The 6630-nt window shown below is 66.4% G+C and carries 5 protein-coding genes; all 5 read left to right on the top strand.

The features are described 5' to 3' along the window. Nucleotides 1–396: beta propeller repeat protein (locus GTP90_RS27800; protein WP_503826775.1), on the top strand; the 396-nt coding region annotated here is incomplete at its 5' end. Nucleotides 397–513: 117 nt separating this feature from the next. Next, nucleotides 514–1737, top strand: coding sequence for a XylR family transcriptional regulator (locus GTP90_RS27795; protein ID WP_161086548.1), 1224 nt, complete (start codon nucleotides 514–516; stop codon nucleotides 1735–1737). 134 nt (nucleotides 1738–1871) lie between these two features. Continuing rightward, entirely contained in the window at nucleotides 1872–3806 is a 1935-nt protein-coding gene (xylB, locus tag GTP90_RS37475) for a D-xylose 1-dehydrogenase (RefSeq protein ID WP_161086551.1), read from the top strand. Continuing rightward, nucleotides 3803–5575 (top strand): IlvD/Edd family dehydratase, encoded by a 1773-nt coding sequence (locus tag GTP90_RS27785; protein ID WP_254452079.1) that lies wholly within the window; start codon nucleotides 3803–3805, stop codon nucleotides 5573–5575. Before xylB ends, GTP90_RS27785 begins: the two co-directional genes overlap by 4 nt. 39 nt (nucleotides 5576–5614) lie before the next feature. Beyond that, complete coding sequence (xylF, locus tag GTP90_RS27780; protein WP_161086546.1) at nucleotides 5615–6619, top strand: D-xylose ABC transporter substrate-binding protein; 1005 nt, start codon at nucleotides 5615–5617, stop codon at nucleotides 6617–6619. Nucleotides 6620–6630: the final 11 nt, after the last annotated feature.

Below are 6630 nucleotides of genomic sequence, written 5' to 3'. Positions count from 1 at the left end.
GCCAAGGGCTCGTCGGCGGTGCGCGCCGCGCCGGGCCGGGAGGGCGACGTCTGGGTCGCGCTGTACGACGGCGGCCTGGCCCGATCCACCGATTCCGGCGCCATGTTCGCCAACCTGGCCAATGTGGGCTACGCGGCGGCGGTCGGCTTCGGCAAGGCGGCGCCGGGCGCCAGCTACCCGGCGGTGTACATCTGGGGGGCGGTGGGCGGCGTGCGCGGCCTGTTCCGCTCCACCGACAGCGGCGCCAGCTGGTTGCGTATTAATGACGATAATCATCAATATGGCGGTCCGGGCGATGCCCAATTTGTTATCGGAGATGCAAACACCTACGGCGTGGTGTATATGAGCACGGCGGGCCGGGGCATAGTGACTGGCAAGCCGATTGTCGCCAATTAGGGACGTGATCGCCTTTTTCATCAGTACATGATCGGAAACATGCCACAATACCCGGTACATCCCGCAGAGGGTGTGTCGAGACGTGCTGTACCGAGATTGAGGTCGTTGAAAATGTCGATGAAGTCCCACCGTATTGCGTTGCTGTTCAACGCCAATAAAATTTTTGACCGCGAGGTCATCTCCGGCGTCGCCGCTCACCTGAGCAGCACCCGCGCCTCCTGGGATCTGTTCCTGGAAGAAGACTTCCGCCTGCGCCTGCCCGGCATCGAACACTGGCAGGGCGACGGCATCATCGCCGATTTCGACGATCCCGCCGTGGCCGCAGCGCTCAGCCGCAGCCGCATCCCGGTGGTGGCGGTGGGCGGTTCCTACGCCGACGAGAGCAATTACCCGGACTCCATCCCCTACGTCGCCACCGACAATTTCAAGCTGATCAAGCTGGCCCACGACCACCTGATCGAGGCCGGCCTGCGCAATTTCGCGATGTTCAGCCTGCCGGAAGCGCAGGAAAACCGCTGGGCGCAGGAGCGCGAGACCGCCTTCCGCACGCTGATGCGCAAGGACATGATGGAGCCGCACATCTACCGCGGCCTGGGCACCAGCGCGCCGTCGTGGGACGAGGCGGTGGAGCAGCAGATCAAGTGGCTGCACAGCCTGCCCAAGCCGGTCGGCATCATCGCCGTCACCGACGCCCGCGCGCGCCAGCTGCTGCAGGCCTGCATCATGGCCGGCATCGAGGTGCCGGAGCAGGTGGCGCTGATCGGCATCGACAACGACCCGCTGGCGCGCATGCTGACCCGCATTCCGCTCAGCTCCGTGATGCAGGGCGCGCAGGAGATGGGCCGCACCGCCGCCCACCTGCTGGACCAGATGCTGCACGGCGTGCGCCTGGGCGGCACGCGCATCCTGGTGCCGCCGGTCGGCATCAACGTGCTGACCTCGACCCGCCACGAGGCGCCCAAGCATCCGCACGTGATGCGGGCGCGCCACTTCATCCGCCAGTACGCCTGCCAGGGCATCAAGACGCACCAGGTGGCCGAGTATGTCGGCATCTCGCGCTCGTCGCTGGAATCGTACTTCCGCCAGGAGCTCGATTGCAGCGTGCATGACGTGATCCTGCGCTTCAAGCTGGACGCCGCCACCGAGATCCTCGCGCGCGGGGAGCGCAGCATCGCCGACGTGGCGCTCAGCTGCGGCTTCACGTCGGTGCAGTACATGCACGCGGTATTCAAGCGGGAGCTGGGCTGCACTCCGCGCGCCTACCAGGACCGCGCCATGCAGGGGCGCGCCGGCGAAGCGGATGGCGATGCCCCCGTGGCCGATTTGCGCAGCGTGGCCTGAACGCGGCGAGGCGTAAAACATGACCGTGATTGGTGAGTTTCATAATTGCCGTCATGGGTGAATCGGGTCAAAATCCTCCACGCAGTTTGCTTGCCAGCCTGGAGAGAGAGACCTTGGAAAATAATGTGAATACGATGCTGCCCGACGATGTTGAACGGGCGGTTCTGGTGGGCCGTGTGTGGCGCGATGGCGTCATCAACGGGCCTTGCGTGGTCGCCGTGCGCAACGGCGAGGTGTTTGATATCACCGGCCACGCGCCCACCATGTCGGACCTGCTGGAACGCGACGACGCCCTCGAAGTGGCGCGCTCCGCACCCGGCGAGCCGCTGGGTAGCGTGCAGCAGCTGATGGCGCACGCGCTCGACGCCAAGGCCGCCGTCGGTGCTCCGCGCCTGCTGGCGCCGTGCGACCTGCAGGCGATCAAGGCCTGCGGCGTGACCTTCGCCGTCAGCCTGCTGGAACGCGTGATCGAAGAACAGGCAGGCGGCGACGCCTCCCGCGCCAGCGCGCTGCGCTCCGAAATCCAGTCCATCATCGGCTCCGACCTGTCGGCCATCCGTCCCGGCTCGCCGGAGGCGGCGCGCCTGAAGGCGGACCTGATCGAGCGTGGCCTGTGGTCGCCGTACATGGAAGTGGGCATCGGCCCGGACGCCGAGGTGTTCTCCAAATCGCAACCCATGTCGGCGGTGGGGCAGGGCGCGGACGTGGGCCTGCATCCGGATTCGAAATGGAACAACCCCGAGCCGGAGATCGTCCTGGCGGTCAACAGCCAGGCGCGCGTGCTGGGCGCCACGCTGGGCAACGACGTCAACCTGCGCGACATCGAAGGCCGCAGCGCCCTCCTGCTGGGCAAGGCCAAGGACAACAACGGCTCCTGCGCGATCGGCCCCTTCATCCGCCTGTTCGACGAACACTTCACCATCGACACCATCCGCAACGCGGAAGTGAGCATGCTGATCGAAGGCGAGGACGACAACTTCCACCTGGCTGGCGCCAGCCGCATGCGCGAGATCAGCCGCGATCCGCTGGACCTGGTGAGCCAGGTCTGCGGCCGCCATCACCAATACCCGGACGGCTTCATGCTCTTCCTCGGCACGATGTTCTCGCCGATCAAGGACCGCGACACCGCCGGCGGCGGCTTCACGCACCACCTGGGCGACCGTGTCAGCATCTCGACGCCGTCGCTGGGCAAGCTGGTGAACCACGTGCAGCGCAGCGACGCCATCGCGCCGTGGACCTTCGGCGTGCGCGCCCTGCTGGGGCGCGCACGCGGCGCCAGCCCGGTGCGCGCGGCGCCGATGGTTCAGGCCAGGATGCAGCATGCCACTTACCCTAGCCTGGCGGGCCGGCGCGTGGTGGTCACGGGCGGCGGCAGCGGTATCGGCGCCGGCATGGTGGAGGCGTTCGCCCAGCAGGGCGCGCAGGTGCACTTCCTGGATGTCGCCGAAGCGGATTCGCTGGCGCTGCAAAGCCGCCTCGCCACGCTGGCGACGCCGCCGGTGTTCATGCGCTGCGACCTGACCGATCTCGAAGCGCTGGACGCGGCTTTCAAGAGTATCGGCGAAGTCGATATCCTGATCAACAACGCCGCCAACGACGACCGCCACAAGCTGGCCGACGTCACGCCCGAATACTGGGAGCAGCGCATGGCCGTCAACCTGCGCCACCAGTACTTCTGCGCCCAGGCGGTGGCCGACGGCATGCGGCAGCGCGGCGGTGGCGTGATCCTGAATTTCGGTTCGATCTCGTGGCACCTGGCGTTGCCCGAGTTGACCCTGTACATGACGGCGAAAGCCGCCATCGAGGGCATGACGCGCGGCCTGGCGCGCGACCTCGGTCCGCACAACGTGCGCGTCAACTGCATCATCCCCGGCGCGGTGCGCACGCCGCGCCAGGAAGCCCTGTGGCATACGCCGGAAGAGGAAGCGCGCATCCTGGCGGGCCAGTGCCTGCCGCAGCGCGTACAGGTGGACGACGTGGCCGCGCTGGCGCTGTTCCTGGCCTCCGACAACGCCGGCCGCTGCACCGGCCGCGATTACTTCGTCGATGCGGGATGGTACGGCGCATGAGTACCCAACGCCGCTTCCGCTCGCAGGACTGGTTCGACAATCCGGACCATATCGACATGACGGCGCTGTACCTTGAGCGCTTCATGAACTACGGGATCACGCCGGAGGAGCTGCGCTCCGGGCGCCCCATCATCGGCATCGCGCAGAGCGGCAGCGACATCAGCCCCTGCAACCGCATCCACCTGGAGCTGGCCAAGCGCGTGCGCGACGGCATCCGCGACGCGGGCGGCATCGCGATGGAGTTCCCGCTGCATCCGATCTTCGAGAACTGCCGCCGTCCGACCGCCGCCATCGACCGCAACCTGGCCTACCTCGGGCTGGTGGAGATCCTGCACGGTTATCCGATCGACGCGGTGGTGCTGACCACCGGCTGCGACAAGACCACGCCGTCGCAGCTGATGGCCGCGGCGACGGTCGACATTCCCGCCATCGTGCTGTCCGGCGGGCCAATGCTGGACGGCTGGTTCGAGGGCGAACTGGCGGGTTCCGGCGCGGCGATCTGGAAGGGCCGCCGCCAGCTGGCCGCCGGCGAGATCGACAACGACAAGTTCCTGCAGATCGCCGCCGCCTCGGCGCCGTCGGCGGGACACTGCAACACCATGGGCACCGCCTCCACCATGAACGCGATGGCCGAGGCGCTTGGCATGTCGCTGACCGGCTGCTCGGCGATCCCCGCGCCGTACCGCGAACGCGGCCAGATGGCATATGAAACCGGCAAGCGCATCGTCGAGATGGCGCGGCTGGACATCAAGCCTTCCAGCATCCTGAATCGCGAAGCCTTCCTGGACGCGATCGTCGTCAACGCGGCCATCGGCGGCTCCACCAACGCGCAGCAGCACATCATGGCGATGGCGCGCCACGCCGGCGTCGAGCTGCATTCGAGCGACTGGATGGAGTACGGCCACGCGGTGCCGCTGCTGCTGAACATGCAGCCGGCCGGTAAATTCCTCGGCGAGCGCTTCCACCGCGCCGGCGGCGTGCCGGCCATCATGTGGGAGCTGGAGCAGAAGGGCATGCTGCGCTCGGACCGTCCAACCGTCACCGGCCGCACCATGCGCGACAACCTGGCCGGCCGCGAGACGCAGGACCGCGAGGTGATCTACCCGTTCGACCAGCCGCTGAAGAAGGACGCCGGTTTCTTCGTCCTGAAGGGCAACCTGTTCGACTTCGCCATCATGAAAACCAGCGTGATCTCGGACGCCTTCCGCGCCCGCTATCTGAGCACGCCGGGCAGCGAGAACATCTTCGAATGCCGCGCCATCGTGTTCGACGGCTCCGACGACTACCACGCCCGCATCAACGACCCGTCGCTGAACATCGACGAGGATTGCATGCTGGTGATACGCGGCGCCGGCCCGGTGGGCTGGCCCGGTTCGGCCGAGGTGGTGAACATGCAGCCGCCCGATGCGCTGGTCAAGCGCGGCATCAACGCGCTGCCGACGCTGGGCGACGGCCGCCAGTCCGGCACCTCGGACAGCCCGTCGATACTGAACGCGTCGCCGGAGAGCGCCGTTGGCGGCGGCCTTGCGTGGCTGCGCACGGGCGACCGTATCCGCGTGGACCTGAACGCGGGCCGTTGCGATGCGCAGGTGGCCGAGGCCGAGTGGGAGGAGCGCAAGAAGGACGGCCTTCCGCCGATCCCGGCCAGCCAGACGCCGTGGCAGGAGATTTATCGCAGCACCGTTGGACAAATGGAAAACGGCGCCTGCATGGAACTGGCTGTACCATACCGGGGAGTAGCTAACAACCCGGCACGTCACAATCACTAATCAGCCGGGCATCGACCCGTGCGATAACAGGAGACGACAATGAAGAAATTACTAAGCGCCGCGGCAGTCGCCGTCATGTTGGTGTGCGCCGGCGGGAACGCCATGGCGGACGCCAAGAATCCGAAGATCGGTTTCTCGATCGACGATCTGCGGCTGGAGCGATGGGCGCGCGACCGGGATTACTTCGTTGCGGCGGCCGAGCAGCAGGGCGCCAAGGTCTTCGTGCAGTCGGCCGACGCCAGCGAGCAGCGGCAGATCGCACAGATCGAGAACCTGATTTCGCGCGGCGTTGACGTGCTGGTGATTGTTCCGTATAACGCCACGGTGCTCAACAACGCCGTGCGCGAGGCCAAGAAGGCCAAGATCAAGGTGGTCTCCTACGACCGCCTGATCCTCAACGCCGATATCGATGCCTACATCTCCTTCGATAACAAGATGGTCGGCGAGATGCAGGCGCAGGGCGTGGTGGCGGTCAAGCCGAAGGGGAATTTCTACCTGCTGGGCGGCGCGCCGACCGACAACAACGCCAAGATGCTGCGCGAAGGCCAGCTGAAGGTGCTGCAGCCCTTGATTGACAAGGGCGACATCAAGGTGGTGGGCAAGCAGTGGGTCAAGGACTGGAATCCGGCCGAGGCCATGTCCATCGTCGAGAATGCGCTGACCGCCAACGGCAACAAGCTCGATGCGGTGGTCGCGTCGAACGACGCCACCGCCGGCGGCGCGATCCAGGCGCTGGCTTCGCAAAAACTCGATGGCAAGGTGGCCGTGTCCGGACAGGATGCGGACCTGGCGGCGGTGCGCCGTGTGATCGCCGGTTCGCAGACCATGACGGTCTACAAGCCGCTGAAGGTGATCGCCACCGAGGCGGCCAAGCTGTCGATCCAGCTGGTGCGCAATGAGAAGCCGGCCTTCAACGCCGAGTACCAGAACGGCTTCAAGCAGGTCAGCACGCTGCTGCTGAAACCGACCATGCTGACCAAGGCGAATATCGACCTGGTGGTCACGGACGGCTTCTATACCAAGGCTCAATTGGCTGCCAAGTAAGCGGCGGATAC

It is taken from the genome of Duganella vulcania, from assembly GCF_009857655.1.
Lineage (GTDB): Bacteria > Pseudomonadota > Gammaproteobacteria > Burkholderiales > Burkholderiaceae_D > Rugamonas > Rugamonas vulcania.
The sequence above is the reverse complement of the archived record's forward strand: the minus strand, read 5'-3'. Positions and strand labels throughout refer to the sequence as shown.

Coding starts and splice junctions, on each gene's coding strand:
- GTP90_RS27795 (WP_161086548.1), top strand. CDS start 514: ATGAAGTCCCACCGTATTGCGTTGCTGTTCAACGCCAATAAAATTTTT.
- xylB (WP_161086551.1), top strand. CDS start 1,872: ATGCTGCCCGACGATGTTGAACGGGCGGTTCTGGTGGGCCGTGTGTGG.
- GTP90_RS27785 (WP_254452079.1), top strand. CDS start 3,803: ATGAGTACCCAACGCCGCTTCCGCTCGCAGGACTGGTTCGACAATCCG.
- xylF (WP_161086546.1), top strand. CDS start 5,615: ATGAAGAAATTACTAAGCGCCGCGGCAGTCGCCGTCATGTTGGTGTGC.